General features: G+C 68.0%; 13 protein-coding genes and 3 pseudogenes. 8 read left to right on the top strand and 8 right to left on the bottom strand.

Annotated elements, in window-relative coordinates:
- Nucleotides 1-20 precede the first annotated feature (20 nt).
- Nucleotides 21-185 (bottom strand): annotated as a pseudogene (locus tag PXH83_RS32675) (DNA helicase); the annotation flags it as partial.
- A 6-nt stretch (nucleotides 186-191) separates the two neighbouring features.
- Nucleotides 192-335, bottom strand: a complete 144-nt coding sequence (locus tag PXH83_RS31365) for a hypothetical protein (RefSeq protein ID WP_338054739.1) — start codon at nucleotides 333-335, stop codon at nucleotides 192-194.
- Nucleotides 336-787: 452 nt separating this feature from the next.
- Here PXH83_RS31365 and PXH83_RS31360 point away from each other — a divergent pair, with 452 nt between their 5' ends.
- A complete protein-coding gene (locus PXH83_RS31360; protein WP_420803292.1) occupies nucleotides 788-1,582 on the top strand; it encodes an SGNH/GDSL hydrolase family protein in 795 nt (264 codons plus the stop codon).
- Between the two features lie 264 nt (nucleotides 1,583-1,846).
- Here the strand turns inward: PXH83_RS31360 and PXH83_RS31355 are convergent, their stop codons facing one another.
- Nucleotides 1,847-3,052 carry a DUF418 domain-containing protein gene (locus tag PXH83_RS31355; RefSeq protein WP_274564936.1) on the bottom strand — a complete coding sequence of 402 codons (1,206 nt, stop codon included), beginning with the start codon at nucleotides 3,050-3,052 and terminating at the stop codon, nucleotides 1,847-1,849.
- Nucleotides 3,049-4,053 carry an alpha/beta hydrolase family protein gene (locus PXH83_RS31350; protein WP_274564935.1) on the bottom strand — a complete coding sequence of 335 codons (1,005 nt, stop codon included), beginning with the start codon at nucleotides 4,051-4,053 and terminating at the stop codon, nucleotides 3,049-3,051. The genes PXH83_RS31355 and PXH83_RS31350 overlap by 4 nt, the downstream gene beginning before the upstream one ends.
- 182 nt (nucleotides 4,054-4,235) lie before the next feature.
- Between PXH83_RS31350 and PXH83_RS31345 the strand changes: the two genes are divergently transcribed.
- Both PXH83_RS31345 and PXH83_RS31340 read left to right on the top strand, forming a co-directional pair.
- Nucleotides 4,236-4,883: a GNAT family N-acetyltransferase gene (locus tag PXH83_RS31345; RefSeq protein ID WP_274564934.1), complete on the top strand. Its 648-nt coding sequence runs from the start codon at nucleotides 4,236-4,238 to the stop codon at nucleotides 4,881-4,883.
- Nucleotides 4,884-4,924: 41 nt separating this feature from the next.
- Nucleotides 4,925-5,815 (top strand): PaaX family transcriptional regulator C-terminal domain-containing protein, encoded by an 891-nt coding sequence (locus PXH83_RS31340; protein WP_274564933.1) that lies wholly within the window; start codon nucleotides 4,925-4,927, stop codon nucleotides 5,813-5,815.
- Between the two features lie 93 nt (nucleotides 5,816-5,908).
- On the opposite strand, the gene PXH83_RS31335 is transcribed toward PXH83_RS31340, so the two are convergent.
- From PXH83_RS31335 to PXH83_RS31325, 3 genes are all read right to left on the bottom strand, one after another.
- The gene (locus PXH83_RS31335) at nucleotides 5,909-6,076 is read right to left on the bottom strand and encodes a hypothetical protein (RefSeq protein ID WP_274564931.1); all 168 of its coding nucleotides are present in this window, start codon (nucleotides 6,074-6,076) and stop codon (nucleotides 5,909-5,911) included.
- A 333-nt stretch (nucleotides 6,077-6,409) separates the two neighbouring features.
- A complete protein-coding gene (locus PXH83_RS31330; RefSeq protein ID WP_274564930.1) occupies nucleotides 6,410-7,315 on the bottom strand; it encodes a hypothetical protein in 906 nt (301 codons plus the stop codon).
- A gap of 597 nt (nucleotides 7,316-7,912) precedes the next feature.
- Nucleotides 7,913-8,890, bottom strand: coding sequence for a helix-turn-helix transcriptional regulator (locus tag PXH83_RS31325; RefSeq protein WP_274564929.1), 978 nt, complete (start codon nucleotides 8,888-8,890; stop codon nucleotides 7,913-7,915).
- A 128-nt stretch (nucleotides 8,891-9,018) separates the two neighbouring features.
- Between PXH83_RS31325 and PXH83_RS31320 the strand changes: the two genes are divergently transcribed.
- The 4 genes and pseudogenes from PXH83_RS31320 to PXH83_RS31305 all read left to right on the top strand — a co-directional run.
- The gene (locus PXH83_RS31320) at nucleotides 9,019-9,759 is read left to right on the top strand and encodes an NIPSNAP family protein (protein WP_274564928.1); all 741 of its coding nucleotides are present in this window, start codon (nucleotides 9,019-9,021) and stop codon (nucleotides 9,757-9,759) included.
- Nucleotides 9,760-10,673: 914 nt separating this feature from the next.
- Nucleotides 10,674-11,291, top strand: a complete 618-nt coding sequence (locus PXH83_RS31315) for a GNAT family N-acetyltransferase (protein ID WP_274564927.1) — start codon at nucleotides 10,674-10,676, stop codon at nucleotides 11,289-11,291.
- 132 nt (nucleotides 11,292-11,423) lie between these two features.
- Nucleotides 11,424-11,705, top strand: a pseudogene (locus tag PXH83_RS31310) (HAD family hydrolase); the annotation flags it as partial.
- Nucleotides 11,706-11,712: 7 nt separating this feature from the next.
- Nucleotides 11,713-11,972 (top strand): annotated as a pseudogene (locus PXH83_RS31305) (IS5/IS1182 family transposase); the annotation flags it as partial.
- Here the strand turns inward: PXH83_RS31305 and PXH83_RS31300 are convergent.
- A complete protein-coding gene (locus tag PXH83_RS31300) occupies nucleotides 11,943-12,341 on the bottom strand; it encodes a VOC family protein (protein ID WP_274564925.1) in 399 nt (132 codons plus the stop codon). The pseudogene PXH83_RS31305 and the gene PXH83_RS31300 overlap by 30 nt on opposite strands.
- 808 nt (nucleotides 12,342-13,149) lie before the next feature.
- On the opposite strand from PXH83_RS31300, the gene polX reads away from it, so the two are divergent.
- The gene (gene polX, locus PXH83_RS31295; RefSeq protein WP_274564923.1) at nucleotides 13,150-14,880 is read left to right on the top strand and encodes a DNA polymerase/3'-5' exonuclease PolX; all 1,731 of its coding nucleotides are present in this window, start codon (nucleotides 13,150-13,152) and stop codon (nucleotides 14,878-14,880) included.
- The last annotated feature ends 27 nt before the right edge of the window (nucleotides 14,881-14,907 follow it).

Genomic DNA, 14,907 nt, shown 5'->3' with positions numbered 1-14,907 from the left:
AGAAACCGGCACAGAACCAGGCCCTTCGCCCGGTGGGCGGTGGTGACCTCGGCGTGCGCTTCGGGAGCAAGTCGGTCCACCACCGCCAGAACAGCTTCGTTTCCGTGCCGATCGATGAGGTCGACGAACGGTCGCAGATCACGGCCGGCGGGGTCGTCGTCCTCGGCGTAGTCCTGCAGCTCTCCCGATGGTCAGAGGAGGTCCTGGATGACGTTTTCCGCCGCCCGGTGCTCGGCGGCGGCCGGGTCGAGCTCACTGAGCGTCAGCAGAGAAGTGTCATCCTGGAGGCAGCGCTCCCATTCCTGGGCCATCTGCTCCTGCTTCTCGCGCGGCAACCGCTGGACCATCCCGGCTTGCCGGGCTCAGTGCCCGCAGGAAGCGCGCCACGGTGTCTGTTTGATCAGTCTGCATGGGCTGCATCCTTCCAGCGCTCGCGCCGCGAGGACAGCCGCCCGGCCGCGCTACACGGAGTGATGCCCGGATAAGTTCCCCCGCCAGGACCAGGGGAAGAACGGTGCTGCTCCTTTGTCCCCCAGGCGCAAGGGTCCTCGGGCCGCCCGCCGGTCAGACCGCCATTCGGACTGGTTCAGGACATGACGGACCGTTTGTGAAGCGGGCACCCTGGGTCGAGGTGCGTCGCCCCTCGATACCACCTGCATCCGGGCGGCGCTCCTCGCCCGTGTCTCGCAGGGCTTCTGACCGTTGGTTGGGTATGACTGGATTTTCCTATGTGCGCCGTTGGTGGTCATCTTCCCCCCTTCGGGAACGCTCCGTAAGGCACCCGCGACTGACCCCAGTTCTCTGCTCTGCGTCCGCCCTGATCTTCGGCGCAGCCGCAGCGACCGCCTATTCACCCGAAGCCTCTGCGGCAACGACTGGCTACGTAGCCCTCGGCGACTCCTACTCCTCGGGTGTTGGGGCCGGAAGTTACGACAGCACCAGTGGCGCCTGCAAGCGCAGCACCAAGGCCTATCCGGCCCTGTGGGCTGCCGCGCACTCACCGTCGCCCTTCACCTTCGCCGCGTGCTCGGGTGCGCGTACGGGTGATGTGCTGGACGATCAGCTGGGGGCGCTGAACTCCTCGACGGGATTGGTGAGCATCACTGTCGGCGGCAACGACGCGGGCTTCGCCGACGTCATGCAGACCTGCGTCCTGCAGTCCGAGAGCGCCTGCGTGCAACGCGTCAACGAGGCCCGTGCTTACGTCAACAACACCCTCCCCGGCAAGCTCGACCAGGTCTACGACGCCATCCACGGCAGGGCCACCGCCGCGCATGTTGTCGTCCTGGGATACCCACGCCTCTACAAGCTCAGCGGCAGCTGTGCAGCGGGGATGACCGAGAAGAAGCGCGCCGCCCTCAACGCCGCCGCCGACGACCTCAACGCCGTCACCGCCAAACGCGCCGCCGACCACGGCTTCGCCTTCGGCGACGTCAACACCACCTTCGCGGGACATGAGCTCTGTTCCGGTGCCCCGTGGCTTCACAGCGTCACCCTGCCCGTCGAAAATTCGTTCCACCCCACGGCCGTAGGCCAGTCGAAAGGAAACCTCCCGGTGTTCGAAACTGCCCGCGGTCGGTAGTGGATCCCCCGGTTGCCAGGCAGGGAACCTGCCTGGCAACCGGGCTCACCACGTTCGCATGAGGTGAGAGATTCGTTGGTCAGCTTGCGAAAACCAGAACTGAAGGCCCTTCAGCAGTCGGGCGGCGCGTGACGGCCGCAATTGAGGTGGGCAAGGTCCCAGCCTGGCCTGCCTGGCGCCGAGGCGGGGCCGGTCTCCAGTTGCCGGACGGCGGCACCGTCCTGTCGCTGCCCCTTCCCTGCTTGCTCAGAGGCCTCCGCCTACTCAGAGCCGGTGCGGCCAGGCGGCGTTGGTCGCCGCTCGCAGCAGCCATTCGACTGGACCGTAGCGATGGCGGTGCAGCCACCATCTGCAGGCCACCAGTTGGCAGGTGAACAGGGTCAGTGCGATGCCGGTCACCAGGGGTGGGGACACGCGGCCCACCAGGGCGGCGCCGAATCCGGTGAAGAGCAGTGCGCAGAGCAGCGATTGGGTGAGGTAGTTGGTGAGGGCCATCCGGCCTGCCGGAGCCAGGAGGGCGGTGAGCCGGTGGCCGCGGGCGGTGGCTGTCAGGCGCAGCACGGTGGCCGCGTACGCGGCGGCCAGCAGCGGTGCGGTCACGACATCGAAGCCGAGGGCGGCCAGGTGGTAGGGGGTGCCGGGGTGTTCCAGGCTCGCGTGGGCGTAGACCACTGCCCCGGCCAGCCCGACGGGGTAGCCGGTCTGTTGCAGCCGTCGAAGTACCGGCTGGTACCGGGTGGCATCGGCCAGTACCTCGTGCCGACCGGCGGCGAAGCCGAGCAGAAAGGCGGCCAGCGCGGCAGGGGCCTGGAAGAAGACGAGCAGGAACGCGACGTCCGGGAGCTGTTCGAGGTGCGCGCCGATCACCGATCCCGGGCTACCCCGCAGCGCGTCCGTGGCCTGCTGGGCATGGGCCGCTGCGGAGGCCGCGTCCATGCCGCCACCGCCGGCCGCGTACTGGGCGAAGCTGAGCATCAGGTAGCCGGTGGCGGTAACGGTGAACAGGACGACCGCAGTCTTCACCGCGTTGCGGGGCCGGGTGTTTCGGGCGGTGAGGAGTACCAGGCCCAGCAGGGCGTACGTGGTGAGGATGTCTCCGGGGAAGAGAACAACGGCGTGGAGGGCTCCGAGGGCGAACAACGCTGCCAGGCGGCGCAGGAACCGGCGTGAGAAGCGGGCGCCGCCGCGTGCGGCCGACCTTGCTTGGAGGGTGAAGCTGTAGCCGAACAGGAAGGAGAACAGCAGGAAGAACTTGGCCTCGAAGAAGGTCGCCACCAGGTAGCGGGTCGCGTGGTCTGCCGGTGAATCGAAGCTCGGGTCTTCCAGGCCGGTGCCGTGGTGGGCGGAGGCGAGGTAGGTGATGTTGACGATCAGGATGCCGAGAAGGGCGAATCCTCGCAGCGCGTCGATGTCAGCGATCCGCTGCCCTTGTGGGCCTGCGGGCGTCAGTCGCGTCGTCGTGTCGGTCATGTCCGCCCGCCCTTGCCGGCGCCGGCGCCCGCCTGCTCGAGGAACTGGCGCTGGCCGGCGAGAAATCCGCTCGCGAACAGGGCCCTGGGCGCGAAGACTGCCGTCAGCGTGAGCTTGACCTGCGACTGTTCGACGTTGTGCTTCACCAGGGAGTGCGTGGCGTCCGGATAGTGCTCGACCTGCAAGAGCGAAGGGGGAAGCAGCTTGCGGTAGGTGGTTTCGGTGTCGCTCACGTCGACGTTGACGTCATGGCCGGCCAGGACGAGCAGGACGGGTGTTCCTTGGACGGCCCGCAGGTCTGCGGTGGCGTCGGCGGTGTAGTTCTTCTTGATGAACCGCCATCGGTCGGCCGTCATCCCTTGTGGGTCGTCGACAGTGTCGCGGTATTCGGAGAACGAGGCATCGCGGCGCAGCAGTCGCAAAGTGGTTTTTCTTCGCCGCAACGCCGTCGCTCTCTGTTCGCCGGAGGCGCCGTCTTCGCGCATCTGGGCCAGGAGGTTGTAGCGGCCCTGTTGCTGCCAGTTCACGGCCGGGGATACGGCGATGACGAACCACAGATCAGGAGCACGGGCTGCCACCTTGGGCAGTACCCATCCCGCCTGGCTCGCTCCCCAGAGCCCGATGCGCCGGCTGTCGATGTCCGGCCGCTGACGCGCCCAGGCGATGGCCGCCATTGTTTCGTCGGCCCGGTCGTCCATGCTCTGGTCCAGCCAGTTGCCCGACGAGCCGTCCACCCCCGGCTTGTTCCAGGACAGTGAGGCGTACCCGGCTTCGGCGAAGGACTCCCACAGGGGCCGGTAGAAGCTGTCGTGGGTGGCGTCGATCGGCCCGTCCCCATGAACGAAGACGACCAGCCCGTACGGCCCGCGGCCGTCTGCCGGCGTGGCCAGTACACCGTCGAGTGCCTGCTTGCCGTGCCTCAGCGTGACTCGCTCTTCCCGGATGTCGTACGTGTTCTGCCAGATCACCACTCCACCCAGCCCCGCGGCCGCCAGAAGCACGCCGACCAGGGACCAGATAACCGCTCGCTTCCTACGTGGCCCGCACCTGAGGACACCTTTGCGTTGCCTCGTCCGCACACTCCACCCCGATCTATTGATTTCCTAACGCTCGTTTCCATTACGAACGTATCAGAGAAGAGAGTATGGTGACCGCAAGCAGACCAAGACCAAGGAGTGCGGACATGACCCACGCGGAGAACAGCGACGCGAGCCATGCCGAAGCAATTCCGGTGACCGTTCGCTGCGGTGTGCCGGAGGGGGCCGAGAACACGGTGGCCGGGCTGTACTGGGAGGCGTTCGGCCGGAAGCTGGGCGCGGCGCTCAACCCGCCGGCCACCGGGCAGCGCTTCATCGCGGCGCATCTGCACCTGGACCGGGCAGTGGTGGCGCTCGCCGGTGATCAAGTAGTGGCAGTGGCCGGCTACCAGCTCCACGGCCGAGGGCTGACCGGCGGCGGCGTGGCCGATGTCCTCGATACGTACGGCCTGCTCAGGGGGATGCCACGACTCGCACTGCTGGCGCTGCTTGAACGCACACCGGCCGCGGGCCAGCTGGTCATGGACGGCATCGCCGTCGCTGCGCAGTTCCGGGGACGCGGCATCGGCAGCCTGCTGCTCGGCGAGGTCTTCCGGATCGCCGCCGAACACCACTGTGCTCAGGTCCGGCTGGACGTCATCGACGTCAATCCCCGCGCACGCTCCCTCTACGAACGCCACGGCTTCACCGCGGTCCACACCGAACAGACGCCTTACCTGCGCCGCCTGATGGGATTCAGCGCCGTCACCACCATGCACCGCCCCGTCACCCCGCAGGCGGGCGGCCGGCCGTGAGCGACAGCCAGGCTCCCGCACCGCGCGCCTATGCTCGCTCCATGCCCGAGACCGTCCCCGAGATCCCCACCCGCCTGCTCGTACACGCCCTGGTCCGCGAAGACGGCACCGTCGACGCCGGCGAGCTCTACACCATCGCGGGCGCTCTCGGCATGAGCGACCAGCAAGTACGCCTGTGCATCAAACGACTCGTCACTGAAGGCCGCTTCACCCACGAAGGCCGTGGCCGCAAAGCCCTGTTGCATGCCACCGCCGACGTCACCGGGTCCCTGGCACCGGAAGTGGAATACGTCCGCTACGCCTACGCACAAGATCAGGGGCAGGCCCCGTGGGACGGCGTCTGGCATCTCTTCGCCTTCGCCGTCCCGGAATCGGCGAGAGCAGCCCGGGACACACTTCGCGACACCCTCCTCGGACTCGGCGCCGCCGCCGTCCAAGGCGGCCTGTACGTCAGCGCCAACCCCATCGAGAAACACGTCGAAGCCCAGGCACAACACCTCGGCATCCAGGATGCCCTCACAACATTCACCAGCAACGACCTGCGCATCGGAAACCATCGTGATCCCACCGAACTGGCCGCCGGACTCTGGCCCCTGGAGGAGATCGCCAACCGCTACGACGCGCTGGCCGCCCTCGCCCAGACCCGCCTCGGCCAACTCGACGCCGCAACCGAAACGACCGACATCGACCAACTGACCATCGCCGTCGAACTCGCCGCCCAGTTCACCCGCGCCATGGAACCAGACCCCCTCCTCCCACCCCAACTGCTCCCCCGGCCCTGGGCCGGCGCCCACGCCCGCCACCTCGCCGCCCGCTGCTGGACCCGGCTCCTCGAACACCAGACAGCCACCCCCGCGGACACACACCACCGTCTCCGCCTCTTCAGCCTGTACGCCGACGCCATCCAACCCACACCCCACCCAGCGCGCTGAACAGCAGGGGCCGCCAAACCGCCTCCCTGCATACCCGCCGAACGCAGCCCTGCATCGCAACCGATCAGCCCAGCTCAGCCGTCCATGACCTGATCACGCAAACTGAGCCAGGACACCGAGCGGGCGCAGCCACTGGCCGCGATCGCCCCGTACTGGAACCCGGACCGGCCTGTCGCGTGGCAGCGGCACTACACCGCCGTACGCGAACTTCTGCGCGAGGAGGCCGAGCCGGCCGAGATCCTGCCCGGCGTCGCCATCCACGACATGGACGTCGGCAGATGGCTCCCCCGCGCGCGGGGTGGCACAACAACGCAGCACAGGATCTGGGCGGGTCTGATGGCAGCTGGCGGAGCTGGCGCTGGGCCGGGCCTCGTAGCCACGAGCGCAGACGGGGCGGTCCGCCCGTAGTCGCCGGACCGCCCTACCGAACGCAGAGCACCGTGGCGACAGTCAGCAGCTACGGCCAGGTCGCGTGCAGCTCTACGCGGCGTCCTGGCTACTGACTCTCATTCCGGTGACGTCACGTCACGCGAGCACCGTACAAAGCAACAGCGTCCACATGTTCAGGGGCCGGGTTGCGTACGGCGACCGGGGTCAGGCTGCGCAGAACGGCATGGTCCGCACGTATCCGCCGAGGTTCTCGTCGTCAGTGCCCAGGAGGGCCTCGGCGGACCCAGGCAGACACTCCACCCCCTCGATCTTGTACCGCGGGAACGACCCGAGCACGGTCGGGGACGCCGCGAGCGTGACCCGTACCCGGCCGGCAGCCGACACGCTCACCCGGCCCGCGTCGCTCACCGCGGAGTCGAACGGGCCGTCGTCACCGGCATCCGCCGCCGAACTCACGACGATCCGGCCGGAGCCGGTCACCGAGATGTCGGAGATGTGCCGTGTGCCGTCGTCGGTCGGGTACGCCGCCCGGTAGGCCCGCCGCGTCACAGCGCCGAACTGCGGCTGCCCCCACGGGGCGAACGAGAGAGGCGCCGCGTACAGCGTGGCGGGACGATCCGCGCCGGCTCCCCGGTCCGCCCACAGGGCGGCGAGTTTCCCGTTCTGGGCGACGAGCGCGAAGCTCTCGAAATCGTCGCCCTCGCCGATCGCCGGCAGCGGCGAGTAGTCGACGACCGTCGCCGTGGAGCCGGTGACCTTCAGGCGGTAGACGATGCCGCGACCGGTGATCGCCAGGTACTCTCCCGGCATCCCGGGGATGGCTTCGATGGCCTCCAGGTCGACGGGTTCCGGCCCGTTCCAGGTGATCGGGGAGATGCCGTCGGAACCCTCCCAGTGGGTGATCCGGGACAGACGCTGCCGCCCAGACCGCTTGTTGTCGTGCACGACCAGCACGTGCACCCCGGCTCCGTCTCCGGTACGGCCCTCGTACGCGAGGCCGCTGACACCGCTGCGGGCGTCGCCGCCGACCTTCTGCCATTCATCGGCCGCACCGGCCGGGGCGGTGCCGAGCATCGTCAGCAGCGCGGTCGCCGCGGTGAGCCAGACCATGCGCTGCAACATCGGGAGTTTCACTGGGGTCGCTCGCCTTCCCTGTCCGACAGACGCGAGGTCACGCGCCAGGCGTCAGATTATTGATCACGGTGAGCACCCAGTGACGCTTACGCCATTCGCCCGAGCGCCAAGTCGGACTCGGACTCGGCACGCACGCGCCGCACAGCCGAACGCCACGGCCCCCGTCATCCCAGGACCCGGTTGAGGTCATGGAGAGCAACGTTGTCGTTCGGGCTGGCTACGGACATCGATACAGCTGAGCGAGCCGGGTGGCATCCCGGCGGAGACGGTGCGGAAGGCGCTGGCCACGTTCCCGAGGGAGAGCTGTCCCGTCTCATTCGGTGTTGCCTGTGTCCGATGTCGTGACCTCGGCGGCTGCAAGACCGTGTGCGACGGAGTCGGAGCGTCGTCTCAGATGACGTTGCCTCTCAGGTGCACTTCCGTGGCGTTGTCTCAGTTGACGTTGCCGGTGAGAGAGCCGGCCGCCCTCGCCACGCGTTCGCACCAACTCGCTTGCCTGCGTCGTGGTGAGTAGTGCTTCGACCGAGCCGGAGAATCGGGCCGCCACGGCCGCCGGATGTGCGTCCTGGTGGGTCAGGCGATTCCGTATGCCCGGGCGAGTACACCTACCGCGTCGGCCATGGCTTGGCGTAGTTCCGCCGGCGCGAGGACCTCGACGTCGCCGCCGAGCCGCAGCAGCTCACCGCACGCGTGCTGGGTGCTCTCGGTCGGGATGACCGCCTCGACCCATCCGTCGTCGCCCACGGTGGTCGTGGCGGACTCGACTGCCCGCACCATCTCCGGGGGAAGGTTGTCCGGCAGGCGTCGGCGTCCCCGTGGGGACAGGCGGATGGTGGCCGTGCCGGTGTAGCGGCGTGTCTGGAAATCGTCGAGGTAGGAGGTCCAGTACGCGCCCAGGTCGAAATCCTGGGGCCGATTGAACCGTTCATCGCTCAGCACCGCGTCGAGGACTTGGGTGACCCGGTAGGTCCTGATCCGGCTCTCCGCAGCGGCCACGAGATACCAGGTACCGGACTTGAGTACCAGGCCGTAGGGGCGAAGGCGGCGATGCACCTCTTGCGGCGCGCGCCAACGGCGGTAGCGCACGTCCACCACTCGCCGTGTGAGCACCGAGTCGACGAACAGGGTCAGATATGGCGTTTGTTCGGGATCCCGGTACCAGGCCGGAGCGTCCAGGTGGAACACCGCCGCGGTCCGCGCCGCTTCCTCACGCAGTTCCGCCGGCAACGCGGCCAGCAGCTTCAGCCGTGCTGCCGTCACCTCCGCCGCGAGCCCCAGGTCGGCAGCGGGGCCGGGCAGCCCGGCGAAGAACAGCGCCCGCGCCTCACCCTGGGTCATCCCGGTCAGGCGGGTGCGATAGCCGTCGAGCAGCTGGTAGCCGCCCTTGCGGCCCGGCTCCCCATAGACCGGAACCCCGGCGGCCTGCAGACGCGCCAGGTCACGGTATGCCGTCCGCACGGACACACCCAGCTCGTCGGCTATCCCTCTAGCGGGCATGCGGCCACGGGATTGCAGCAACAGCAGCACCGACAGCAGTCGACCAGCAGACATGGGCACATTCTCCCCGGAAACCCTGACAACCCCTGGCACACATCCGTCCTACCGTCAGTCCACGCCCGGCTCCGACTGAACGAGCCGGGAGCCCGTGCTTGAAGAAGAGAACTGAACAGGAGCCTCCCGTGCCGCCCACTGATCCCGTCGTCCGCCCCGCCGTGATCGAACTGCGCCAGTACACGCTGCGCCCCGGCCGACGCGACGAACTCATCGAGCTGTTCGACCAGGAGTTCATCGAAACCCAGGAAGAGGCAGGGATGTCCGTGCTCGGCCAGTTCCGAGACCTCGACGACCCGGACCGCTTCGTCTGGCTGCGCGGGTTCCGGGACATGGCGGCCCGACACCGCGCACTGACAGCCTTCTACGACGGCCCCGTCTGGGCCAAGCACGGCCCCCAGGCCAATGCCACCATGATCGACTCCGACGACGTCCTGCTGCTGCGCCCCCTGTCGGACGAGAACGGCTTCGCTGTCTCCCCGCCCGAGCGGCCCCAGGTCAGCGCTCCGGCACCGGAGCGATTCGTGTCCGCCACCATGTGGTCCTTCCCTCCCGGGCGACACGACGGCATCGCGCTGATCCGGGACGGCCTCCTCCCCGTGCTCCACAAGACGGACCCCGCGCCGCTCGCCGCCCTCACCACCGAGACAGCACAAAACACATTCCCCAGACTGCCCATCCGCACCGGAGAGAACGTCGCCGCGGTCTTTACCTCGTATCCAAACGAGAGCGCTTACCGACAGCACCTCGCCGATATACAGGCCCATCCCCTCGCACGGGACGAGATCCTGCCGGGCATCGATCGAGAACAGACAGCAGCCCCCCGGATACTGCGGCTGACGCCCACAGGCCGCTCGATCATCTCCTGACCTGTCTCATCTGACTTTGTCTCTGACATGCGAACCGAACAAGATCGGATGAGACAGAGGCAAGATGTCCTGAGATGAGATAAGAGTCCGACGATCCGGGTCCGGGATGCGATGGGGCTGAAGCCGCCGTTTCGCGAAAGCGTTTCGGTAACGACCAGCACGAACGGCGAATCACCCAAGAGTGGTATCCCGCGTGCGGCTTGCCAGTCCTGCCGTGCGGTCCTTCTGCGCCGCTTCAGCCGTCGGACAGGGCCCGCAACGCCCCGGCCGTGCCACCGGAGTTGCGGGCGTCCCCCGCCCGGCCGTCGCCGACGGCGCGCTGGGTCGGTCGGCTCAATAGTGCTCGTCGCGGGAGGGACGCATCGCAAGACCCAGACCGGTAAGACACAGGGCGCCGTCGTCACCCGCGCCGATGTCGCTAGCCCGCAGCTCGTCCGGACAGGTGGCTCTGCGGGCACGACACTCGGCGATGGTGAGCTCAGCGATCAGCCGGGGCGCATCGGGATTCAGTTTTCCGGCTACGCGGCATGACCACCACCGGTGTTCAGCCAGGGTTCGCCAGCCACGCTCGCGCATCTGCCGACGACCATCATCCCGTTGTACGTCCACGACGGAGCCGTTCCGGGACGTGCCCCGACAGGTCGGCGAGCTCGGTCAGGGCCGCGGAGTCAGGCGGGCCGGCCAGGCCGCATCCTCACGGGCGGCGGGACCCGGGAACGTCCTCCAGTGCGATCCCGTTCGGAGTCCGACGAGTCGAGTCAGCGACCAGTCGAACAGAGCTGAGCCGCGCATCACCACGACCGCAGCTGGTTCTTCTCACTGCATCCCTTGCGTGAACTCCCTTTCAGGCCCGCCTCAATGGCCCCACGAGCGGAGGGACCCCCGCTCCGCCATCGAAGATCAACGGGTGCAGAATGACCCGTATGTCGATACCGAACATTTCGAAGACGGCAACGGTCGACGACGCTCCACCGATCAGCCGCACCTTGGCACGCGCCTTCGACGACGACCCGATGATGCGCTGGTTCTTCCCCAACGACGCCTCGCGCGAGGCAGGGCTGGGCCGCTACTTCACCACGATCTTCACCCGGCAGTACGTCCACCACGGCGTCTGTGAGCACACCGAGGCGGCGGCCGCATTCTGGGTACCTCCGGAGGCGCAGGCCAAAGCCGTTCCCGACGCGGAGACCATTCAGGAGCTCCAGAACATTCTCGGCGACCGGGCTCCGCTGTTCAGGGACACCGTCGAGACGGCCGCCAAGCACACACCTCAGGAACCGCACTGGTACCTGGCGGTAATAGGCGCCGACCCGGACGCCCAGGGCCAGGGACACGGCGCCGCCCTGCTGCGCTCGGGGCTTGCCAAGGCTGACGCAGCGGGCCTGCCCGCCTATCTGGAGTCCTCCAAACCGTCCAACCTCCCCTTCTACGAGCACTTCGGCTTCACCGTGCGTGAGGAACTGCGGCTGCCGGGGGACGGGCCGGCGCTGTGGCCGATGTGGCGCGAGCCGCGCCGCCCAACCGACGCCTAGGACTGTCCGGCGGCTCGTTGCGAGAGTGGCTGCGCCAAGGTGGTGCCCATGGCCAGCGAACCCCTGCAGATCCCGATCGACCAGCTTCGTCGCGCCTTTGATGTGGCACTTCGGCACATGGAAGCGTCAGCCGCGGCCGCCGTGGAGGAAGGCAAGCCGTCGCCGGTGCCGTATCTGCAGGTAGCCGCGCGACTTGGTGCCAAACCGGAGGACTGTCTGGTCATCGAGGACACCCCTTACGGAGTGGAGTCCGGGCTGCGTGCCGGGATGACGGTGTGGGGTGTCAACGCCCCTGCGGCGGTGGACGGCGCGCATCGTCACTTCGGCAGCCTGCGCGAAGCGGTCCGCGTCGTCCTTGCCTTCGTGTCCGGACCCCGCCCTCACAGGCTGGAGGGATCAGCCGCGGCGCAATGATCTTGATGTGGCTGGTGTGATCACGGTGTCGGAGCCGTCTTGGATAGTCCCGTTCTCCGGGCTGAGCCCGCGCCAGTTCAAGAAACTGGTGACGGTGCTGCGTCGCGAGGGGGGCGACGCCACCCGCAGGGGCAGGCCGTGGAGCCTGCCGCTGGCAGACAGGACACTGCTGGTTAGGCGTACTGGCGCACGAAAGTTGGGAGACCAGCTGTCATTGCCCTGCGAGTCCGTTCTGGGTCAGCCCTGTTCCGCCGGGCAGAAGAACTCCAGGGCGATATTGTCCGGATCCTTGAAGCTGAGATGGAGTCCGAACGGGTCCTCTACGATGCCGGAGTGCGACACCCCCTGCTCGTCGAGCCGGGCCTCCCAGGCCTCCAGTTGCCCCCGGTCGGCGACATGGAACCCGCAATGGTCGAGCCCTACGCGCGCCGGGTCGAACACATCCGCTTCGCTCGTCGCCTCATGCCTGCGGAAACCGAGGACGAACGACGGGGAGGCGTCGACCACGAACGGTCCGTATTCGTCCTCCACATCGAGAACCGTCTGCGTATCCAACAGCCGGTTGTAGAACTCCGCGCTGCGCTTCACGTCGCTCACGGTCAGGGCGACGTGCCCGATTCCACGAGCCTCGGGCATGAACGACACCTCCTTATGGTGGTGCGCTGCCTCTCATTCGATGCTACGCCGCCCCCCACCTCTGCCGGCCTAGCTCCGGCGCAGGCCGACCCAACGCTGGAGATCATGCCCTGACGTGGCAGGTGTCCAGCTTCCTCAGCCTCGCCGTAGCCCTCCGCGGCTACAAGCGCCTCGTCCGCCTCACCACATAGGACATAGCCCTGACCAGCCCCGTCGAGCGGAATGCCCGCCCCCGAGGGGGATGCACCACCGGAAAGGCCGGCTCGGCTCCAACGGCGTCGAGCCGGCCTTTTCCGTTCCCAGGGCCGGTGGTCAGGAGGAGCCGGAGGCGCCGTCGCACCGATGCCGTCCAGGTCCTCCCCAACCCGCCCGCATCGAGCGGCCGACTACCGCCGCGCTCTGCGAGATGCACAACGAACGGATCGCCTTCCCCCGCAGCTGTCTCCCCGAGGGCAGCGCGGACGAGCTCTACACCGCCACTGAGCCCCAATCGGAACTCACCACACACGGCAGACCAATTCGGCACGGCTACACCACCACAGGGGGCATGACCCGAAGTGCAGCCCGCAGACACAACGAACTGAGACACAGCCGCCCATTCACACCCCGCGAGCATCCCGGGGCGCCCGGACGCGGCACGGGCGGGTGGGGCCGGGTGGTGGTCCGGGCGGGCAGGAGGGCTGGCTCCTCCGCCGAGACCTGGACGCCATCACCGCCGGAATCACCCTCGTCGGTCGCCGGTCATGCCAGGCCCGCGACCCGGGCGCCCGGCGTGCCTGCCGGGGGTGGGCGGGGGCACTCTGGAGGTATGGCCAGAGCCAACGACCAGGTCGAGGCGCTGCTCCAGGAATACGCCGACCTCATCGCGATCCGGGGCGGGGAGGCCTTCAAGGCGCGCGCCTACGAAAAGGCCGCCCGTGCCGTCGGGGGCTACCCACAGGATGTCTCGAAACTCGACGCCAAGGGGCTGTGCGAGATCCCGAACGTCGGCAAATCGGTCGCCGACAAGATCCTGGAGTACCTGCGGACCGGCCGCATGTCCGTCGTCGACAAGGCCAGAGCGTCCGTACCGGCAGGAGTGCGCGAGCTGATCACGATTCCGGGGCTCGGCCCCCGCAAGGCCATGATCCTTTACGAGGAGCGAGGCATCAGCTCCGTAGACCAGCTGCTCGACGCCATCCACCAGGAACGGCTCCGCGATCTGAAGGGCTTCGGAGAGCGGACCGAGGACAACCTTCTGCACGGCATCTCCGTGCTGCAGAAGGCCGGTGAGGGCCGGATCCTCGTCAGCGCTGCCATGGACATCGCCGAACAGCTCATCGCCGAGCTGTCGGACATCCGCGGCTGCGTCCGGTGCACCTACGCGGGCTCCCTGCGCCGTATGAAGGAGACCATCGGCGATGTCGACATCCTGGTGGCGGCACGCCGGTCGGCCCCCTTCATGGATGCCCTCACCACCCTTCCGCAAACTGCCGAGGCCATCGCACACGGGGAGAAGAAGACCTCCGTACGGACCACCACGGGCCTCCAGGTGGACCTACGGGTCCTCCCCCCGGCCTCCTGGGGAGCGGGACTGCAGTACTTCACCGGTTCCAAGGCGCACAACATCCGCACGCGCGAACTTGCCGCGCGCCAAGGCCTCAAACTGTCAGAATACGGGCTCTACGACGCTGAAAGCGGCGAGAGCATCACCTCCGAGACGGAGGAGGCGATCTACGCCCGGCTCGGACTGCCCTGGATACCGCCGACGCTGCGCGAGGACCGCGGTGAGATCGCGGCCGGGCTGCGCGGCGAACTCCCCGACCTCCTGACGGAGCACGACATCCGCGGCGATCTGCACACCCACACCGACTTCACCGACGGGCTGGCCCCGCTGGAGGACATGATCGCCGCCGCTGCCGCCCGCGGTTATGCGTACTACGCCGTCACGGACCACGCCCCGAACCTGTACATGCAGCGCATGACCAGTGAGAAGATCCTCGCCCAGCGCGAGCGAGTACGCGCACTCGACGGCGCGCACCACAAGATGCGGCTGCTGCACGGCACGGAACTCAACATCGGCCCGGACGGCACCCTGGACTGGCCCAACGAGTTCCTCGCGGATTTCGACATCTGTGTGGCCTCGGTCCACTCCCACTTCAATCAGAGCAGGCGCGAACTCACCCGCCGTCTCATCCGCGCCTGCGAGAACCCGCACGTCGCCGTCATCGGCCACCCCACGACCCGCAGGATCGGCAAACGCCCAGGCATCGATGCCGACTTCGACGCGGTCTTCAAAGCCTGCGCACGAGCGGGCACCGCTCTGGAGATCAACGCGCATCCCGAGCGGCTCGACCTGTGCGACGAGGACATCCTGCGCGCGAAACGGTACGGCGTGAAGTTCGCCGTGAACTCCGACGCGCACGCCATCACACATCTGCCGTACATGCGCTACGGGGTGGCGACGGCGCAGCGCGGCTGGCTGACGACGGACGACGTCATCAACACGTGGCCGCTGACGAAGCTCCGCCGGTTCCTGAGTAAGAAGGGCGCCGCCTGACGAGGCGGAAGACGGATCGATGATGAG

Origin of the sequence: Streptomyces spiramyceticus (genome assembly GCF_028807635.1) — a bacterium.
In the GTDB taxonomy this organism is placed as follows: Bacteria; Actinomycetota; Actinomycetes; order Streptomycetales; family Streptomycetaceae; genus Streptomyces; species Streptomyces spiramyceticus.
Note: the sequence above shows the minus strand (reverse complement) of the source record. Positions and strands in the feature narration are given on the sequence as shown.

Excerpts from the sequence above, each read along its gene's own strand:
- PXH83_RS31315 (WP_274564927.1), top strand. The coding sequence starts at position 10,674 with ATGACCCGTATGTCGATACCGAACATTTCGAAGACGGCAACGGTCGAC.
- PXH83_RS31300 (WP_274564925.1), bottom strand. The coding sequence starts at position 12,341 with ATGCCCGAGGCTCGTGGAATCGGGCACGTCGCCCTGACCGTGAGCGAC.
- PXH83_RS31345 (WP_274564934.1), top strand. The coding sequence starts at position 4,236 with ATGACCCACGCGGAGAACAGCGACGCGAGCCATGCCGAAGCAATTCCG.
- PXH83_RS31325 (WP_274564929.1), bottom strand. The coding sequence starts at position 8,890 with ATGTCTGCTGGTCGACTGCTGTCGGTGCTGCTGTTGCTGCAATCCCGT.
- PXH83_RS31330 (WP_274564930.1), bottom strand. The coding sequence starts at position 7,315 with ATGGTCTGGCTCACCGCGGCGACCGCGCTGCTGACGATGCTCGGCACC.
- polX (WP_274564923.1), top strand. The coding sequence starts at position 13,150 with ATGGCCAGAGCCAACGACCAGGTCGAGGCGCTGCTCCAGGAATACGCC.
- PXH83_RS31355 (WP_274564936.1), bottom strand. The coding sequence starts at position 3,052 with ATGACCGACACGACGACGCGACTGACGCCCGCAGGCCCACAAGGGCAG.
- PXH83_RS31340 (WP_274564933.1), top strand. The coding sequence starts at position 4,925 with ATGCCCGAGACCGTCCCCGAGATCCCCACCCGCCTGCTCGTACACGCC.